The following is a 15,624-nucleotide window of genomic DNA, read 5'->3' as shown; positions in this document are numbered from 1 at the left end:
GTAGTTTGTAGTATGCCTGTTATGACAGCTGTCGCGTTGCCGGTCAGTGATGCGCAGCGTGCGGAGTTGGAGCGGATGGCGGCCTCGACGTCGTTGCCGCATCGGCAAGTGGTGCAGGCGCAGGCGCTGCTGTGGGCTGCTGACGGGGTGGCTAACGAGCAGATCGCGCGGCGCAGCGGTGTGGACTCGGACACGGTGCGGCGCTGGCGTTCCAGGTTCGCCCAGGAGGGGATCGAGGGGGTGGGCCGGATCGCCAAAGGGCGTGGACGTAAGTCGAGTCTGCCGGCGGGCACGGTCGAAGAAGTATTGAGGCTGACCCATCAGGGGCGACCTGCCGACGGCTCGACGCATTGGAGTACCCGCACGTTGGCTGCCCGGGTCGGGATCGGCAAGGACTCGGTGGCCAAGATCTGGGCCGATCACAAGCTCAAGCCGTGGAAGGTCGAAACCTTCAAGGTCAGCAACGATCCGCGGTTTGAGGAGAAGCTGGTCGATGTCGTTGGGCTGTACATGAATCCACCCGCGCGGGCGGTGGTGTTCAGCTTCGATGAGAAAACCCAGTGCCAGGCGTTGGACCGTACTCAACCATCGTTACCGATGAAGGCCGGCCGCGCCGGAACCATGACCCATGACTACAAGCGCAACGGCACCATCGACTTGTTCGCCGCGATGAACGTCGCTACCGGCGAGGTCCTGACCGACCTGCGCAAAGGCCACACCGGTGCGGACGTGTTGCGGTTCTTCAAGCAGATCGACGCCAGCGTCGCGCGTGGACTCTCTGTACACGTCGTTCTGGATAACCTGTCAGCGCATTCCACGCCTGAGATCGCGAAGTGGTTGGCGCACAAGGATCGTCGCCGCTGGCACATGCATCCCACCCCGACCTCGAGCTCGTGGCTGAACCTGATCGAGCGATGGTTCAAAGAACTCACCGACAAACGTTTGCGCCGCGGAACCTTCACCAGCGTCGCCGAACTCTCCGAAGCCATCATCGCCTGGGCCACCCATTGGAACGCCGATCCCAAACCCTTCATCTGGAAAGCCCCCGCCGAGGACATCATCACCAAAGTCCGACGCGGCAGAGCCTCTCTCCACCAGGTCAATACGCAGACGGACCACTAGGCCGTGCGGGCCGCGCGTGCCAGCGCCAGCAGTGCCGGATCATCCCGCGGCATTGCCTCCAGCGGCCACCAGCGCAGATCCAGGGACTCGTCGCTGCGCACGAAGTCGGTGCCGGCCGGTGCGTGCGCGACGAACTGCAGATCCAGGTGACGGGTGGGCAAGCCGAGGGAGCAGGTCAACGGATGTACATGCAGCGCAACCATTTCCGGGTCGATGCGCAGCCCGTCGATACCGGACTCCTCGGTGGCCTCACGCAGTGCCGCCGCGGCGATGTCGGCGTCGGAGTCCTCGCAGTGCCCACCCAGCTGCAGCCAACGGCCGACCCGCGGGTGCAGGGTGAGCAGCGCGTGCTCGCCGCTGTGATCGAGAACCAGAGCCGAGGCCGTGACATGCCCGGGCTCGCAGGCCCGCGCGCAGGCGTCGGGCCGGGCCAGCACGAACGCCAGCACCGCGTGGCGCAACGCGTCCTGTTCGGGATCCGGCGCGTTCCACCGGGACAGCAGGTCGACGACGGAGGCGTGCAGGCTCATCTCCGGATCAGCAACCTGTCGACGGATGCCGGCTCGCGGGGCCCGGTCTCCTCGGCGGGGTAGCCGATCGCGATGGCGCCCAACGGCTCCCAATCGTCTGCGGTGGCCAGCTCGCGGCGGGTGATCTCGGCGGCGAAGATCGTCGAACCGATCCAGCAGCTGCCCACCCCGCGGACCGCCAGTGCCACCAGCAGTCCCTGCACGGCGGCGCCCGCGGCCACCGTGAACATGGTGTGCTCGGCCGCCGTGCGCTGCGGATCCGGATAGCTGTGTGCGCCATCGGGAACCATGAACGGAATGATCAGCTCGGGGGCGTCGTAGAGGATCTGGCCGCGGCCGGTGCGGCGCTCGGCATCCTCGTCGGAGCGACCGTCGGCGGTCAGATCGGCATGCCATTGGCGCTTCATCGCGTCGAGTAGCCGCAGCCGGGTGGCCGGGTCGCGCACCCACACGAAGCGCACCGGGCGGGTGTGATGCGGTGCCGGCGCGGTCAACGCCTCGGCGACCGACTCCTCGATGAGCGCGGTGTCGACCGGCCCGGCGGCGAACCGGCGCACCGAACGGCGCAGCAACTGTGCCTGTGTGCGGCCCAGTTGAATCGCCTCGACGGTGCCGAGCCAGAACAGGTCGTCCTCGCCGCTGCGGACCAGGGTGTGGCCTCCTGAGCCGTCGTCGTGCAGCCGCAATCCGCGTACCACCGCCACCGGGATGCCGGTCAGCTTGCCCTTCACCAGATCTGCCGCGGCGGCGAGTTCGTCGGCCACCGCGATCTCGGTCACCACGAGCTCGTTTCCATGCGGGTCCTGGGCGCCCGCGTAGCCGTGCAGGACTGTCAGCCCGGCCGCGCCGATCGCCACATCGGTCTGCCCGTTGCGCCAGGCCCGTCCCATCGTATCGGTGACGACGATGCCGACCCGAACGCCCAGATGCGTTGCGATACCGTCCCGGATGGCCGCGGCGCTGCCATCCGGATCGACGGGCAGCAGGGCCAGCTCGGCGGCGTCGATATTTGATCCGTCCACCCCGGCGGCCGCCTGGACCAACCCGATCGCGTTCTCGGTGATGAGCGTCTTGCCCTTGCGGGCCAGTACCCGTACCGCCTCGTCGTCGATGAGCTTGCGGCGCAGGATGTCCCGCTGCTCGGGATCGGTGGGCGCGGCGACGATGCGGCCTTCGGTCTTGGAGAGCACCTTGCTGGTGATGACGACCACGTCGTCATCGCGCAACCAGCCGGCCGCACCGGCGATGGCCGCGGCCAGATTGTCGCCGGGACGGAACTCGCCGAGCCCGGTCACCGGGATGATCTCGATGGCCTTCGCGGTTCCGTGTTCTGCACTCACAGCGAAAGGCCCGCCAATTGCAGTCCGGCCCGCACCATTTCGGCGGTTGCCGCCGGGTCGGTCATGAGCAGGGGGGCCTGCCGGACCTCGACCCCCTCGATGGTGGCGGCGTCGCCCGCGTCGATCAGCCAGCCGTCCAGGATGCCGACGCCGCTACGGGCACCGAAGTGCTTTCCGACGCCCTCCGAGGAGGATTCGACACCGATCACCGAAAGGCATTCGTCGGCCATCCCGCGCAACGGTTTTCCGGCGATGATGGGGGAGTAGCCGATGACGGGGGCCGAGGTGGAACGCAGCGCGCCGCGGATACCGCCGACGGTGACGATGGAGCCGATGCTCACCACCGGATTGGACGGGGCGATCAGCACCACATCGGCATCGGCGATCGCCTCGGTCACACCGGGCGCGGCTGTGGCCTTGTCGGAGCCGACGAAGGCGAAGCTGTGCGTCTCGATCTTGGCGCGGTAGCGCACCCACCATTCCTGGAAGTGGATGGCCTTGCGTTCACCGTCGGGATCGGTGACGACGACGTGCGTTTCGCTGCGGTCATCGGTGGCCGGCAGCAGTCGGGCGCCGGGAGCCCATCGGGCGCACAGTGCCTCGGTGACCTGTGAGAGCGGATATCCCGCGCGCAGCATCTGACTGCGCACCAGATGGGTGGCCAGATCGCGGTCGCCGAGACCGAACCAGTCGGGCTGCACCCCGTAGGCGGCCAGTTCGTCCTTGGCATGCCACGTTTCGTCACGGTGACCCCAGCCACGTTCCGGGTCGATACCGCCGCCGAGGGTGTACATGCAGGTGTCGAGGTCGGGACAGATCCGTACGCCGAACATCCAGGCGTCGTCTCCCACGTTGACGACGGCGGTCAGCTCGTGTTGAGTGGCCGCTTCGGATTCGGCGCCCGCGTCGGCAAACTGCCCGAGTTGCAGCAGGCGCTGGACGCCCAGGAGGAAGCGGGCGCCACCCACGCCGCCGACCAGAACAGTGACCTTCACGCCCTCAGACCCTATGCCAGCCAGCTTTCTTCGGTGTGGCCGCCCGGGTGTGGGGAACACGCCGGTGCGTGGACACGCCGGATCTATGTCACGAGATGGTATGAAAACTGGCCATTCCGCTTGACCGTGGCAGCTAACGCGTGTCTAATCACATCAGTGTCATTTCGTGGTTCGCCCGCCGGTTTCGGTGCCGCAGACCGGGATTCGATCATATGTTCGAATCCGGATGGCCTGACATCACAATAGTGATAGCTGGGGCAGTGCTGGAGGGGTTTGGCGATCCGTGATTCAGCAGGGGCCCCGATCGGCAACAACGGGGAAAACAATCAGGTGAGGAGGCGGAACATGTCTTATGAGCAGGTCGATTTCGACCGCGCGCTCCGGTTCGAAGACCGGATGCTCGGTTCAGTGGACAGTGCACCGCACACCACTACCGATCCGGCGGCAAGCGAAATGGTTGTGCGCCCGAGTTTGAGCTTGGTGCCCGACCGCATCGAGTTGGCGCCCGAGTCCTTCGAGGACGACGACCAATGGCAGGAACGCGGTCTGTGTGCGCAGACCGACCCCGAGGCGTTCTTCCCCGAAAAGGGCGGATCGACGCGGGAGGCCAAGCGCATCTGCCAGGGCTGCGAAGTCAAGGACCGGTGCCTGGAGTACGCGCTGGCCAATGACGAGCGCTTCGGTATCTGGGGCGGCTTGTCCGAGCGGGAGCGCCGCCGCCTCAAGCGCGGCATCATCTGACGCGGCACGTTGCGGCCGCAGGCGGTCGCAACGTGTTACTCGTCCTCGGCCGAGGGGTCGATGACGTTGGGTTCGACGCCCAGGTAGGTGGCGATCTGAGCCACCAGCACCTCATGTAGTAAATCGGCGAGTTCGTCGGTGTCTTTGGCGCGCCGTTCGATCGGCTTGCGGAACAACACAATTCGCGCCCGCGTGGAGTTGCCGCGGACATCTACCCCGGCTGGGATCAGGCGGGCCAGCGCGATCGGACCGTCGGCGACAACCTCCGGCGGCCACTGCACACTGTCGGGATCCTTGGGCGCGATGCGCGGTATCTCGTCGACCGCCACGTCCAATGTCGAGACCCGTTGGTGCCACCGTCGCTCGATCGGCTCATAGGCCTCCAGCACCGCCATGTCGAATCGCTCGGCCCGGCTGCGCCAGCCCGGCACCGTCGGCGGCAACAGCGATCCGCGCATGCCACGGCCGCGTCGGGATCCCCGATGCTTACGCTGCGCCACGCAGGAGATGGTAACGGTTGGAGATCGGGCGCCGTGGCGCGCGCGTGTCCGGAGGCCCGCGGCGTCGCCGCACGATAATCTTCCCTGCGTGAACGTTCCCCGTCGCTGCTGCAGGCCCGGGTGCCCGCACTACGCTGTGGCGACGCTGACCTTCGTCTATTCGGACTCGACAGCCGTCGTCGGACCTCTGGCGACCGTGTCCGAGCCGCATTCCTGGGATTTGTGTGTCATACACGCCGGTCGGATCACCGCGCCCCGTGGATGGGAGCTGGTCCGCCACGCCGGGCCGCTGCCGACTCATCCCGATGAGGACGATCTGGTCGCCCTCGCCGACGCGGTCCGTGAGGGTCGCGAAGGCGTGCAGGCTCTGGTGAATGGCGTGACCGCGGGATTCTCCGACCCCTCGACCGGCGTGTCCGGGGGGTCGTTGATGGCCCCGCCGGTGCATCGTCCGGAACCCAACGGTCGCCGTCGCGGTCATCTCCGGGTGCTCCCGGACCCGGAACCGAACTCCGAGTAGTTCCGCCCAGACCCGTCGCCGGAAGCGCTCCGGTCGGCCGTTTTGCGCGTGCTCACGGGACCTGCGGCGGCCGTCGTGCCGAGACACTAGGCTGAGTGGGCAGAGCATTTCCCGATTCCCCGTACACAGAGAGCGAGGAGAGCCATGTCTCGGTCCGCTGAGGCTGTCCACGCTGTCATCAAGGCCTATGACCTGCGGGGCCTGGTCGGAGAACAGATCGACGAGGCCTTCGTCCGCGATGTCGGTGGCGCATTCGCCCGCCTGGTCCGCGACGAGGGGTTCGGCGGGGGAGAGCGCAGCGACACGGGGAACGGGTCAGCCGGACCCGTCGACACCGTGGTGATCGGCCATGACATGCGGGCGAGTTCGCCGGCACTGTCCAACGCGTTCGCCGAGGGCGTCATCGCCCAGGGGCTCGACGTGGTACGAATCGGGCTGGCCTCGACCGATCAGCTGTATTTCGCCTCGGGACTGCTGGACTGCCCGGGCGCGATGTTCACCGCCAGCCACAACCCGGCCGCCTACAACGGCATCAAACTGTGCCGCGCGGGCGCCAAGCCGGTCGGCAAGGACACCGGCCTGCTGATCATCAGCGATGAGGTCATCAACGGGGTGCCCGCCCACGACGGCGCCGCGGGCGCGATCACCGATCGCGATGTGCTCGCCGAGTACGGCGACTTCCTGCGCTCGCTGGTCGATCTGTCGGCACTGCGACCGCTGCGGGTGGCCGTCGATGCCGGGAACGGCATGGGTGGGCACACCACCCCCGCGGTGCTCGAGGCGATTCCCGGGATCACGGTGTTGCCGTTGTATTTCGAGCTCGACGGCACCTTCCCCAACCATGAGGCCAACCCGCTGGACCCGGCGAACCTGGTCGACCTGCAGGCCCATGTACTGGCGACCGGAGCGGATATCGGGCTGGCCTTCGACGGTGACGCCGACCGCTGTTTCGTGGTCGACGAGTTGGGCCTGCCCATCTCGCCGTCCGCGGTGACCGCACTGGTCGCGGGGCGCGAGCTGGGCCGCGAGATCGGTGCCACGGTGATCCACAACCTGATCACCTCGCGGGCGGTGCCGGAACTGATCACCGAACGGGGCGGCACCGCGGTGCGCTCACGGGTGGGCCACTCCTATATCAAGGGCCTGATGGCCGAGACCGGCGCCATCTTCGGCGGCGAGCATTCGGCGCACTACTACTTCCGCGACTTCTGGGGTGCCGACTCGGGCATGCTGGCGGCGCTGCACGTGCTGGCCGCACTCGGCGAGCAGCAGCGCCCGCTCTCGGAACTGATGGCCGACTACCAGCGCTACGAGGAGTCCGGCGAGATCAACTTCACCGTCGCCGATGCGCCCGGCTGTGTGGACTCCGTGCTGACCACCTTCGGCAGCCGTATCCAGTCGCTGGATCATCTCGACGGGGTCACCGTCGATCTCGGCGACGGTCGCTGGTTCAATCTGCGCACCTCCAACACCGAGCCGCTGCTGCGGCTCAACGTGGAGGCCCGCACCACCGAAGAGGTCGACGAGGTGGTGGAACAGGTGGCGAAACTGATTGCCGCGCGCGGCGAGTCGGCGCCGTGACCGCCCGGGCTGCCACCATCGACCTCGACGATGTCGAGGGGTTGCTGGCTGCCGACAGGGAAGGTCTGTTGCGTGCGTCCGCCATGGCCGGCGCGCAGGTGCGGGCGACCGCGGCCGCCGTCGATGAGGGCGCGCTGGACCTGCTTGCCTCGGACATTGCGCCCCGCACGCTGATCTGGGTCGCCGACGGCGGCCCGGCCCGCGCGGCGGGCACGCTGCTGGCGGCCGCCCTCGGGGCGGCCAGCGGGGTACCGATCGTGGTGGCCTCCGAGCTGCCGCCGTGGACCGGCGCGCTCGATGTCGTGGTGGTGGCCGGTGCCGACGCGGGTGATCCCGTGCTGGTGACGGCGGCGGCCACCGGGGTGCGCCGCGGGGCGCGGGTCGTGCTGGTCGCACCGCACGAGGGACCGCTGCGCGATGTGACGGCCGGACGCGCGGCCGTGCTGGCCCCGCGGCTGCCGGTGCCCGACGAATTCGGATTGACCCGGTATCTGGCTGCCGGTGTGGCGGTGCTGGCGGTCGTCGACACCGCGGTCCGGGTGGACATCGGGGCGTTGGCCGACGAACTGGACGCCGAGGCGCTGCGCAACAGCGCGGCGCGCGAGCTGTTCACCAACCCGGCCAAGAGTCTGGCCGAGCGATTGGCCGGACGCGAGGTCGTGCTGGCCGGGGACAGCGAGGCGACACTGGCATTGGCCCAGCACGGCGCGGCGGTGCTGCTGCGGGTGGCGCGTCAGGTCGTGGCCGCGGTCGGTCTGACCGATGCGCTGGGCGCGCTGAGCCCGCTGAACATCGCCCCGGTCGACTACGAGACCGCGCTGTTCCACGACGAGGAGCTCGACGGCCCGTTGCCGTCGCGGGTGCGCACCGTGGTGTTGACCTCCGATGAGCAACGGCCGGTGGTGGTGGCCCGCACCGAAGGTTTCGCCGACCTGGATGTGGTCAGCGCCGACGATGTGCCCGACAGCGCGACCAAGCTCGGCGGCGTGCGCCTCGAGCAGCAGCTGGCGACGGTGGCGGTGCGCATGGAGATGACGGCCGTGTACCTACGACTGGTGCGAGGTTGAGGGTGTGAATCTGCTCCGAGGAGCTGTCCGAAAGTATGCCTGGGGGTCGCGCACAGCGATAGCCGAGTTCACCGGAAGGCAAAGTCCCACACAACATCCCGAGGCGGAGCTGTGGCTGGGCGCGCATCCCGGCGATTCGGCGCATTGTGTGACCGATGACGGTGAGCGCTCGCTGCTGGACATGATCGGCACGGACCCCGAGGGGCAGCTCGGCGCGGGTTCACGGGCCCGGTTCGGTGATGCGCTGCCGTTTCTGGCCAAGGTGCTGGCCGCCGACGAACCGCTGTCGCTGCAGGCTCATCCGAGCAGCCAGCAGGCGGTGCACGGATTCGAACGCGAAGAGCGCCTCGGTATTCCGGTGACGGCGCCGACCCGCAACTACCGGGATGCCAGCCACAAGCCGGAATTGATCGTCGCGCTGGGGCAGTTCGAGGCGCTGGCGGGATTCCGGCCGGCGGCCCGCAGCGCGGAATTCATGCGTGCGCTGGCGGTGCCCGAGCTGGATGTCTACATCGCGCTGCTCACCGGTCAGTCCGACGCCGACGGGTTGCGTGCCCTGTTCACCACGTGGATCACCGCGCCGCAGCCCTCGCTCGACAAGTTGGTGCCTGCGGTGCTCGACGGCGCGATCAATTACATCCGGTCGGGCGAAACGACCTTTCAGGCCGAGGCGAAGACGATCCTGGAACTGGGCGAACGGTATCCCGGCGATGCCGGTGTGCTGGCCGCGATGCTGTTGAACCGGATCACGTTGCAGCCCGGGGAGGGCATCTATCTGCCTGCCGGCAATCTGCACGCCTACCTGCACGGGGTCGGTGTCGAGGTGATGGCGAACTCGGACAATGTGCTGCGCGGCGGATTGACGCCCAAGCACGTGGACGTGCCCGAACTGTTGCGGGTGCTGGACTTCACTCCCGCCGACGACTCGGTGATCCTGCCGCGACCGATCCGCGGCGGGGCGGAACTCGTCTATGACACCCCGGCGCCGGAGTTTGCGGTGTCGGTGCTGCAGGTGACCGGTGACCAGGTCGGCCACGAGGTCGACGCGCCCGCCGAACACGACGGGCCGCAGGTGCTGCTGTGCACCGAGGGTGCGGTGCAGGTGCGCGCCAAGGCCGGCGCGGTGAGCTTGGAGCGCGGCGCCGCCGCCTGGGTGGCCGCCGACGACGGGCCCATCCGGCTGGTCGCGGATCAGCCGAGCAAGCTGTTCCGCACCACCGTCGGCATCTAGGGGGCCGCGGCGGCTTCGCGGTCCGGCGTCGCGCGCCGGGCCCTGAGCTTCGCGGTGATCAGCAGACCCATGTTGTGCCGGATGGTCCGTCCGAGCGTCCGGGCGTCGGGAACCATGTACAGGCTGTCCAGCAGGCTGAAGCGACGCAGGAACCATTCGGCCAGATCGGCTTCCGTCTCCGCCGCGCCGAGGAACTGGTCGAACAACGTGCCGACCTTGACGTACCACCAGGGCATGTTGTCCGCGGGGGCGTTGTGCAGGGCCAGGTCGCCGATGGCGTTCATCGTCCAGACCGGCCACGTCGTCTTCTTGGTCGCCCGGGACAGTCGCCCGGCGATATCGGTATGACCGGCCTCCAGGACGGCCCGCAGGTTGCCCGCCTGGATCGACGTCATGGTCATGCCCTGGCCGTAGGTGGGATTGAAGCTCACCACCGCATCGCCGAACGGGATGATGCCGGCGGGAAATCGCGTCATCCGGTCGTACCGCCGCCAGCGGCTGGTCGGGTACTTGTGGAATGCCATCGCGCCGACGGGCGTTCCGCGGCGCAGCGCGGCGCTGAGGTGTCCGGGCAGCAGCACATCGGCGAGTTCGTAGATGTCGTCCAGGTTCTGCGGCGGCGCGACCTTGCCGGTCCCGAATGTCGTGACGCTCCAATTGCCGTCCTCGTAGAGCAGCATGCCGAGGCCGACGGGATGGTCGTGGGACGCGCCGGCAACCACCACCTTCTCCCCGATGAGGCCGTCCGGGATGTGCACCTGGTGCGTCGCGTAGTCGATGCCGACGTCCACGGTGTCTTCGGCCGGGCGCTCGAATCCCCACTGTTCCAGCCACACCGGTAGCCGCGTGCCGCGGCCGGTGGCGTCCACGACGAGGTCGGCGGGAACCGCGCCGGCTTCGTCGCCCGCCGCCATGAGCACGCCGGTCACCCGTTCCTCGGCCGGATCGTAGGTCGGCTCGGCCACACCGGATCGGACCAGCTCGATATTGGGGATGGACAGCGCGCGCGTCCTTATCTGCCATTCCAGATGCGGCCGGCTCGGCACATAGGTGGTGAACTCGCGCTTGAGCGTCCTGTTGGTGCCGAGCACGTGCCCGGCGGCACCGAAGTGGATGCAGTCGGGCCGGTTCTCCAGCTTCGGCACACCCGCGGCGACCATGTCGTCGAGCAGTCCCGGGAACAGGCTCTCGAACTCCGCGGCACCGCGGGCCATCAGCAGGTGCACGTGCTTGCCCTGCGGCACCGCTGGGCGGGTGGCCGGACCGTCGGGCAACTCATCGCGCTCGTAGATCGTCACCCGGTCGAAGTGGTCGGACAGCACCCGCGCCGCGCACAACCCCGCCAGACTCGCCCCGATGACTATTGCGTGTGACCCCACGGCTCCGACGGTACGGGGTGTGGCCTCGCTCACACCACCTCGTCGGCGCCGTATTTACAAAAGAGCATTGTTTGTCTAGACACACGACAAAATCGGATCTATAGTCAACATCAGTAGTGATGGCACTCACAGGAGGTGGCTGATGACATCGCAGATCGATGTGGATGGGCAGAATGCGCCGGCGGTCGAATGGCGGGACCGCAAGCGTTATCTGTGGTTGATGGGGCTGATCGTGCCCACGGCGGTGCTGGTGATGCTGCCGATCGTATGGGCGCTCAATCAGCTCGGTTGGCATGCGGCCGCGCAGGTACCGTTCTGGATCGGGCCGATCCTGGTGTACCTCGTGCTGCCCCTGCTGGACCGACGGTTCGGGCCCGACGGGGAGAACCCGCCCGATGAGCTGATGGAGCGGCTGGAAAACGACAAGTACTACCGCTACTGCACCTACAGCTTCATCCCGTTCCAGTATCTGACTCTGGTGCTGGGCGCCTATCTGTTCACGGCATCGGATCTGAGCTGGCTGGGCTTCGACGGCTCACTGGGCTGGCCTGCGAAGATCGGTCTGGCGCTATCGGTCGGCATGATGGGTGGTGTCGGCATCAACACCGCGCACGAGATGGGCCACAAGAAGGAGTCCATCGAGCGCTGGCTGGGCAAGATCACCCTGGCGCAGACCTGTTACGGGCACTTCTTCATCGAGCACAACCGCGGCCACCATGTGCGGGTGGCCACCCCGGAGGATCCCGCCTCCGCGCGCTTCGGCGAAACGTTCTGGGAGTTCCTGCCCCGCAGCGTGTGGGGAAGCCTGAAGTCCTCATGGGAGCTGGAGGCCAAGCGCCTCGAGCGTGCCGGCAAGAGCAAGTGGCACTGGTCCAACGATGTGCTCAACGCCTGGGCGATGTCGATGGTGCTCTACGGCGCGATCTTCGCGATCTTCGGTGTCGCCGTCCTTCCCTACGTCGTGATCTCCGTGTTCTTCGGCTTCTCCCTGCTTGAGACGGTGAACTACCTGGAGCACTACGGCCTGCTCCGGCAGAAGACCGCCAGCGGTCGCTACGAACGCTGCGCTCCCGAGCACAGCTGGAACTCCGACCACATCGTCACCAACCTGTTCCTCTATCACCTGCAGCGGCACAGCGATCACCACGCCAACCCGACGCGTCGTTACCAGACGCTGCGCAGCATGGCGGGCGCACCGAACCTGCCCAGCGGCTACGCATCGATGATCGGGCTGACCTACTTCCCGCCGCTGTGGCGCAAGGTGATGGATCACCGCGTGCTGGCCCACTATGACGGCGACATCACCAGGGTGAACATCCACCCGCGGATGCGCGACAAGGTGCTGGCCAAGTACGGGGCCGACCGGTGACCGCCTACCGCTGCCCCGGCTGCGATTTCGTCTACGACGAGTCCAAAGGTGCTCCGCGCGAGGGCTTTCCGGCCGGCACGATGTGGTCTGACATTCCTGATGAGTGGCCCTGTCCGGACTGTGCGGTCCGCGAGAAGGTCGACTTCGAGGTCCACGGCGAGCGAAGCGACAGGAAATAGAACCGTCCAGATCAGAGAGGAATCCCGAACATGGACTACAAACTGTTCGTCTGCGTGCAGTGCGGATTCGAGTACGACGAGGAGAAGGGCTGGCCGGAAGACGGCATCGCCCCGGGCACCCGATGGGATGACATCCCCGAGGATTGGAGCTGCCCGGACTGTGGCGCGGCCAAAACCGATTTCGAGATGATCGAGGTCGCACGGCCGTGACACTCGCCGCAAGAGCCCCGCGAAGCTATAGGGTCGCGGCTATGAGCGCACCCTCGCCCCGTCGTATGGCGCAGCGTGTGCCCTACGCCGAGGCTTCGCGGGTGCTGTTGCGGGACTCGATCCTCGACGGCATGCGAGACATGCTGCTGGTCCGGGACTGGTCCTCGATCACCCTCACCGATGTGGCACGGGCGGCCGGCATCAGCCGTCAGACCATCTATAACGAGTTCGGATCGCGGCAGGGCCTGGCTGAGGGGTACGCCCTGCGGCTGGCCGATCGACTGGTCGACCAGATCCACGGCGCCATCAACGAGAACGTCGGCGACGTCTATGCCGCCTTCCTGCAGGGTTTCCGGGACTTCTTCACCGAGTCCGCGGCCGACCCACTGGTGATATCACTGCTGACCGGGACCTCGAAGCCCGATCTACTGCAGATCATCACCACCGACAGCGGTCCGATCATCACCCGGTGCTCGCAACGGCTGACCGAGACCTTCCAGAACAGCTGGATGAAGGCCTCCGACGAGGACGCCGGGGTGCTGGCCCGCGCCATCGTCCGCCTGGCGATGAGCTATGTCTCCATGCCACCGGAAGCCGACCACGATGTGGCCATGGATCTGGCCAGGCTGATGACGCCGTTCGCAGAGCGGTACGGTGTCATAGACACCCGGTAGCTGGCAGAGCGCTGAAGAAGTGCCTGTCCCGCGAGCCCGCAGGCCACCGGTGTCGCCCGCGCACAGCTGTGCGAGCTGGGCAACACTGATTCGAACGACGATGAACTAAGGGGCTCTATCCACATGACTGAGTTGACCGCCGACGTACGCAACGGCATCGACTACAAGGTCGCTGACCTTTCGCTGGCCGAGTTCGGCCGCAAGGAGATCCGCCTGGCCGAGCACGAGATGCCCGGCCTGATGGCGCTGCGCCGCGAATACGCCGACGTGGCACCTCTCAAGGGTGCGCGCATCTCCGGCTCGCTGCACATGACCATCCAGACCGCCGTGCTGATCGAGACGCTGGTCAGCCTCGGCGCCGAGGTGCGCTGGGCGTCCTGCAACATCTTCTCCACCCAGGACCATGCCGCCGCGGCCATCGTCGTCGGCCCGCACGGCACCGTCGAGGAGCCCAAGGGCACCCCGGTGTTCGCGTGGAAGGGCGAGACCCTGGAGGAGTACTGGTGGGCCGCTGACCAGATGCTCACCTGGCCCGGCGAGCCCGCAAACATGATCCTCGACGACGGCGGCGACGCCACCATGCTGGTGCTACGCGGCGCCGAGTTCGAGAAGGCGGGCGTCGTGCCGCCGGAGGATGACGAGCATTCCGACGAGTACAAGGTGTTTTTGAACCTGCTGCGCCGCTCGATCGAGGCCGACAAGACCAAGTGGACCAAGGTCGCGGAGTCGGTCAAGGGCGTCACCGAGGAGACCACCACCGGTGTGCTGCGCCTCTACCAGTTCGCCGCTGCCGGTGAGCTGTCGTTCCCGGCCATCAACGTCAACGACTCGGTCACCAAGAGCAAGTTCGACAACAAGTACGGCACCCGGCACTCGCTGATCGACGGCATCAACCGCGGCACCGACGTCCTGATCGGTGGCAAGGCTGCGCTCGTCTGCGGTTACGGCGATGTCGGCAAGGGCTGTGCCGAGGCGCTCAAGGCGCAGGGCGCCCGCGTCGCGGTCACCGAGATCGATCCGATCAACGCGCTGCAGGCACTGATGGACGGCTTCGAGGTCAAGACCGTCGAGGAAGCCATCGGTTGGGCCGACATCGTCATCACCGCCACCGGCAACCAGGGCATCATCACCCTCGAGCACATGCGGTCCATGAAGCACCAGGCCATCCTGGGCAACATCGGTCACTTCGACGACGAGATCGAGATGGCACGCCTGGAGCGTGACAAGGACATCCGCCGGATCAACATCAAGCCGCAGGTCGACGAGTTCATCTTCCCCGACGGCCACTCGATCATCGTGCTGTCCGAGGGTCGTCTGCTGAACCTGGGCAACGCGACCGGGCACCCGTCGTTCGTGATGAGCAACAGCTTCTCCAACCAGGTCATCGCGCAGATCGAACTGTGGACCAAGAACGACGAGTACGACAACGAGGTGTACCGCCTCGCCAAGCACCTCGACGAGAAGGTCGCCAAGATCCACGTCGAAGCCCTCGGTGGTTCGCTGACCAAGCTCACCAAGGAGCAGGCCGAATACATCGGCGTCGACGTCGACGGCCCGTACAAGCCGGAGCACTACCGCTACTAGTCACCGTGCGGATCCTGCGCGGTATTGCCACGGCGGCACTCGGTGCCGCCGTGGCAATCGGCTGTTCCGCGCCGTCGCAGGAGGTGGCAGCTCCGGAGTCGCCACCCCCGCCGACCGACGTCCACCGCGACATCCCCGGTCTGGTTGAGGTGTTTCCCGGTATCGGCGCACCGGTCTCGGTGGCCTGGCTGCAGTGGGGGGACCCGGCAGCCGGAGACGCCGGCGCGCGCTTCACGGACGCCGTCGTGACGCTGTCGCCGGCCGTGGCCGACGCGATGGTGACCCAGTTCGAGCCGACCGACACCGGTCGCGCGCCCAAGGTTCAAAACGCACTGTCGGCCGAGGTGCCGCCCGGCCCGTTCCTCACCGGCGAACTTCTCGACGCGGGGTTCTCCTCCGATTCCACCAGCACGTACGCGTTCCTGGACCGCGCCACGGCCACTCTCGTGCTGCAGGCGACCAGCCTCGACTGAGCAGTTCGGTTCGACACTTCGGTAGCTGGTGTATGGTCTGCTTGCCTTTGGATCCGAACTCTGGGCAAATCCCGACAGTGGGCGTTACACCTCGGCGGCAAAACGAAACGTGAGGAATTCGTAGCCATT

At 67.1% G+C, this 15,624-nt stretch carries 17 protein-coding genes; 12 read left to right on the top strand and 5 right to left on the bottom strand.

Annotated features, from left to right (window positions below):
- Positions 1–21: 21 nt before the first annotated feature.
- On the top strand, positions 22–1,122 hold the full coding sequence (locus EXE63_RS07545; RefSeq protein ID WP_168140352.1) for an IS630 family transposase: 1,101 nt from the start codon (positions 22–24) through the stop codon (positions 1,120–1,122).
- On the opposite strand, the gene EXE63_RS07540 is transcribed toward EXE63_RS07545, so the two are convergent.
- Genes EXE63_RS07540 through cofD form a run of 3 tightly spaced genes read right to left on the bottom strand, consistent with a single transcriptional unit; the run spans position 1,119 to position 3,987 of the window.
- The gene (locus EXE63_RS07540; RefSeq protein ID WP_168141417.1) at positions 1,119–1,652 is read right to left on the bottom strand and encodes an NUDIX hydrolase; all 534 of its coding nucleotides are present in this window, start codon (positions 1,650–1,652) and stop codon (positions 1,119–1,121) included. The two genes, EXE63_RS07545 and EXE63_RS07540, sit on opposite strands and share 4 nt — an antisense overlap.
- The gene (locus EXE63_RS07535; RefSeq protein ID WP_168141416.1) at positions 1,649–2,992 is read right to left on the bottom strand and encodes a coenzyme F420-0:L-glutamate ligase; all 1,344 of its coding nucleotides are present in this window, start codon (positions 2,990–2,992) and stop codon (positions 1,649–1,651) included. Before EXE63_RS07535 ends, EXE63_RS07540 begins: the two co-directional genes overlap by 4 nt.
- Complete coding sequence (cofD, locus tag EXE63_RS07530) at positions 2,989–3,987, bottom strand: 2-phospho-L-lactate transferase (RefSeq protein ID WP_168141415.1); 999 nt, start codon at positions 3,985–3,987, stop codon at positions 2,989–2,991. The genes EXE63_RS07535 and cofD overlap by 4 nt, the downstream gene beginning before the upstream one ends.
- 471 nt (positions 3,988–4,458) lie before the next feature.
- Between cofD and EXE63_RS07525 the strand changes: the two genes are divergently transcribed.
- Positions 4,459–4,728 carry a WhiB family transcriptional regulator gene (locus tag EXE63_RS07525; protein WP_199196430.1) on the top strand — a complete coding sequence of 90 codons (270 nt, stop codon included), beginning with the start codon at positions 4,459–4,461 and terminating at the stop codon, positions 4,726–4,728.
- A gap of 35 nt (positions 4,729–4,763) precedes the next feature.
- Here the strand turns inward: EXE63_RS07525 and EXE63_RS07520 are convergent, their stop codons facing one another.
- Positions 4,764–5,186, bottom strand: coding sequence for a metallopeptidase family protein (locus EXE63_RS07520; protein ID WP_168145453.1), 423 nt, complete (start codon positions 5,184–5,186; stop codon positions 4,764–4,766).
- 130 nt (positions 5,187–5,316) lie between these two features.
- On the opposite strand from EXE63_RS07520, the gene EXE63_RS07515 reads away from it, so the two are divergent.
- From EXE63_RS07515 to manA, 4 genes are all read left to right on the top strand, one after another.
- A complete protein-coding gene (locus tag EXE63_RS07515; RefSeq protein ID WP_168141413.1) occupies positions 5,317–5,748 on the top strand; it encodes a DUF3499 domain-containing protein in 432 nt (143 codons plus the stop codon).
- Positions 5,749–5,892: 144 nt separating this feature from the next.
- The gene (locus EXE63_RS07510) at positions 5,893–7,329 is read left to right on the top strand and encodes a phosphomannomutase/phosphoglucomutase (protein WP_168141412.1); all 1,437 of its coding nucleotides are present in this window, start codon (positions 5,893–5,895) and stop codon (positions 7,327–7,329) included.
- On the top strand, positions 7,326–8,396 hold the full coding sequence (locus EXE63_RS07505) for an SIS domain-containing protein (protein ID WP_168141411.1): 1,071 nt from the start codon (positions 7,326–7,328) through the stop codon (positions 8,394–8,396). The genes EXE63_RS07510 and EXE63_RS07505 overlap by 4 nt, the downstream gene beginning before the upstream one ends.
- A 4-nt stretch (positions 8,397–8,400) precedes the next feature.
- Positions 8,401–9,627: a mannose-6-phosphate isomerase, class I gene (gene manA, locus EXE63_RS07500; protein ID WP_168141410.1), complete on the top strand. Its 1,227-nt coding sequence runs from the start codon at positions 8,401–8,403 to the stop codon at positions 9,625–9,627.
- Here the strand turns inward: manA and EXE63_RS07495 are convergent.
- Positions 9,624–11,006 carry an FAD-dependent oxidoreductase gene (locus EXE63_RS07495; protein ID WP_168141409.1) on the bottom strand — a complete coding sequence of 461 codons (1,383 nt, stop codon included), beginning with the start codon at positions 11,004–11,006 and terminating at the stop codon, positions 9,624–9,626. The genes manA and EXE63_RS07495 overlap by 4 nt on opposite strands.
- Positions 11,007–11,148: 142 nt before the next feature.
- Here EXE63_RS07495 and EXE63_RS07490 point away from each other — a divergent pair, with 142 nt between their 5' ends.
- From EXE63_RS07490 to EXE63_RS07465, 6 genes are all read left to right on the top strand, one after another.
- Positions 11,149–12,375 (top strand): alkane 1-monooxygenase, encoded by a 1,227-nt coding sequence (locus tag EXE63_RS07490; RefSeq protein ID WP_168141408.1) that lies wholly within the window; start codon positions 11,149–11,151, stop codon positions 12,373–12,375.
- Positions 12,372–12,554 carry a rubredoxin gene (locus EXE63_RS07485; RefSeq protein WP_168141407.1) on the top strand — a complete coding sequence of 61 codons (183 nt, stop codon included), beginning with the start codon at positions 12,372–12,374 and terminating at the stop codon, positions 12,552–12,554. The genes EXE63_RS07490 and EXE63_RS07485 overlap by 4 nt, the downstream gene beginning before the upstream one ends.
- Before the next feature lie 30 nt (positions 12,555–12,584).
- Positions 12,585–12,764 (top strand): rubredoxin, encoded by a 180-nt coding sequence (locus EXE63_RS07480; protein WP_057167187.1) that lies wholly within the window; start codon positions 12,585–12,587, stop codon positions 12,762–12,764.
- 41 nt (positions 12,765–12,805) lie between these two features.
- Positions 12,806–13,438 (top strand): TetR family transcriptional regulator AlkX, encoded by a 633-nt coding sequence (gene alkX / locus EXE63_RS07475; protein ID WP_168141406.1) that lies wholly within the window; start codon positions 12,806–12,808, stop codon positions 13,436–13,438.
- Positions 13,439–13,561: 123 nt separating this feature from the next.
- Complete coding sequence (ahcY, locus tag EXE63_RS07470; RefSeq protein ID WP_168141405.1) at positions 13,562–15,022, top strand: adenosylhomocysteinase; 1,461 nt, start codon at positions 13,562–13,564, stop codon at positions 15,020–15,022.
- A gap of 5 nt (positions 15,023–15,027) precedes the next feature.
- The gene (locus tag EXE63_RS07465) at positions 15,028–15,495 is read left to right on the top strand and encodes a hypothetical protein (RefSeq protein WP_168141404.1); all 468 of its coding nucleotides are present in this window, start codon (positions 15,028–15,030) and stop codon (positions 15,493–15,495) included.
- Positions 15,496–15,624 lie beyond the last annotated feature (129 nt).

Origin of the sequence: Mycolicibacterium frederiksbergense (assembly GCF_012223425.1) — a bacterium.
Classification (GTDB): Bacteria; Actinomycetota; Actinomycetes; order Mycobacteriales; family Mycobacteriaceae; genus Mycobacterium; species Mycobacterium frederiksbergense.
This window is presented reverse-complemented; position numbering and strand designations above follow the sequence as displayed.